The sequence below is a fragment of the Bacillota bacterium genome (assembly GCA_024655925.1).
Taxonomy (GTDB): Bacteria; Bacillota; DTU025; order DTU025; family JANLFS01; genus JANLFS01.
In genome coordinates this window covers 1-2,206 of record JANLFS010000145.1, presented here as the reverse complement: position 1 = coordinate 2,206, position 2,206 = coordinate 1, and the positions used below count along the sequence as shown (strand labels likewise).

General features: G+C 55.6%; 2 protein-coding genes. One reads left to right on the top strand and one right to left on the bottom strand.

Annotation, left to right across the window (positions count from 1 at the left end):
• Window positions 1-76 precede the first annotated feature (76 nt).
• Window positions 77-1,453 carry an AarF/ABC1/UbiB kinase family protein gene (locus NUW23_14915; GenBank protein MCR4427451.1) on the top strand — a complete coding sequence of 459 codons (1,377 nt, stop codon included), beginning with the start codon at window positions 77-79 and terminating at the stop codon, window positions 1,451-1,453.
• On the opposite strand, the gene NUW23_14910 is transcribed toward NUW23_14915, so the two are convergent.
• Window positions 1,454-1,558: a type II toxin-antitoxin system Phd/YefM family antitoxin gene (locus tag NUW23_14910; protein MCR4427450.1), complete on the bottom strand. Its 105-nt coding sequence runs from the start codon at window positions 1,556-1,558 to the stop codon at window positions 1,454-1,456. It abuts the gene before it with no gap.
• Window positions 1,559-2,206: the final 648 nt, after the last annotated feature.

The following is a 2,206-nucleotide window of genomic DNA, read 5'->3' as shown; positions in this document are numbered from 1 at the left end:
TAAAGCTTCAAGTGAAACCTCAGCGTTGCATGAACCGCCAAAATGCTCAACAATGTAGTTCTTAACAAGGTCATGCATCACTGTTCCACCAGCCCCGTGGGAAGCAGTCCGACAAGAGATCGAAGAAGAACTGGGAGCTCCTCTGGGTGAGATATTCGCTTCCTTCGAGGCTGAACCCGTGGCCGCCGCATCGCTGGCCCAGGTGCATCACGCCATCCTGCCGGGGGGCGATGAAGTGGTAGTCAAAGTACAGCGGCCAGACATTGAGGAGACTATCGAAACCGACCTGGAGATACTTTTCGATCTGGCGCGCCTGCTTCAGGAACGTACACCGCTGGGGGAGATATATGACTTGCCGGAGATCGCAGAGGACTTCGCTGTCACCTTGCGGGCCGAAATGGACTACCGGCGGGAAGGACGCAACGCCGACCGCTTCCGCCGTAACTTCGCCGATGAGGAGTATCTTTACATCCCCCAGGTCTATTGGAACTATACTACCCGCCGGGTCATAGTCTTCGAGCGCATCAGCGGCATCAAGATTGACGACATCGAAGCTTTGGACGCAGCAGGATTAGACCGTCATCGGATTGCCCTGAACAGTGCCCGCATCATCATCAAAGAAGTCCTGGTGGATGGCTTTTTCCACGCCGACCCACACCCCGGCAATTTCTTCGTGATGGAGGGTGAAGTTATCGGGGCTATGGACTTCGGGATGGTCGGACACCTGAGCCGGCGGCTCAAAGAGGACCTAGTGCGCCTCTTCATCGTCGCCGTGCGATTGGATAGTGAGGGGATTGTTGAGCAACTCATTCGCATGAGTGCTGCTCAACGCCGGGGAGACCGAGAGGGATTGAGGCGGGATATAGAACGTCTGCTGATCAAGTACCAGGGTTTGCCCCTCAAGGAGATTCGCGCTCGAGAGGTAGTGAATGAGATCATGCCCATCGCTTATCGCCACCATCTGCGGCTGCCCAGCGATCTCTGGCTGCTGGGTAAGACTCTGGGCATGATGGAGGGCGTGGGCCTGAAACTGGACCCTGATTTCGACGTCTTCGCCGTGAGCCAGCCCTACGTCAACCGGTTCATGCGCCAGATGGCCTCACCCCGGGCCTGGGGGAAGAAAGTAGTCAAAGGGGCAAGCGATTGGGGCGAGTTATTCGCCGCACTGCCCCGCCGCATCCCGCATATTCTCGATCAGGTAGAGGGAGGGGAGTTCGAGATCACTTTGAAAGTCAAGGAGGCAGAAAGGTCACTGTCCAAACTGGATCGCATCGCCAACCGCCTGTCCGTCAGCATCCTGGTGGCCGCCTTCATCGTGGGCCTGGCCCTGCTATTGCCCACTTTCATCGGCAACCAGGTAATGTGGATCATCGTCCCCGCCGGGCTAGTTTTTATTGCCGCCAGTGTCTTGGGACTGTGGTTGCTGTATTCTATCTGGCGCGCGGGAGGCTGATCACGGCTGCCTTTGGCTGACTACAATGATCCGCTCCCGGCCAAAGGCTACCCGGTTGAATATCTCAGACAGGGCGTTTTTCAGCTCACTTACGCTGACACTCATTGTACCACCTCCTCGTGTTGCGATGGGGCTATTCTAGTTTCGGTACAAAACCGCTCTAGCCCCCGTCTCGGGGGCGTCCCATACAGGAAATGCCCTCTTTTTGACACGGTTTTGCGCCTAAATCGCCCCCGGGGCGGGGGCTGAGAGCAACTGGAAATAGTTTTGTACCGGAAACTATTCTACCTCATATCCCTGCCGAGGAAAAGTATTTATGACCGGATCTCGGTTGGCAGACTTGACAATTAGCAAATCTTGTGGTATTTTTTAGCCATGATAGTACAAATTACAGCGTGAGCGCACCACAAACAGGAATCAAGGATGAATCGAGAGTTTCTCTCTCTCTCTCTTTCTCCACAAACTGACGTATCCTCCGCTGCCGGAGTGAACCAGGGCCGTTCGGAATGTGCCATCGTGGCATTTCTGAACGGCTCTTTTTGTTGACAGGTCCGTTCACTTACCAACCCGCAATAGGGCCACTCAAAACAGGGGGTAACGATGAAAAAGTCAATATCCCGAGGGATCAGCCTGGCTCTGATCCTCTCTATGTTGTTGGGTTCCCTGCCGCCCTCGGTAGTGGCTGCGTCCCAACCTGAATTACCGGCATCCACGGCAGTCGTGGGAAGTAGTCGGCTGCCCACGGCGGGCAGC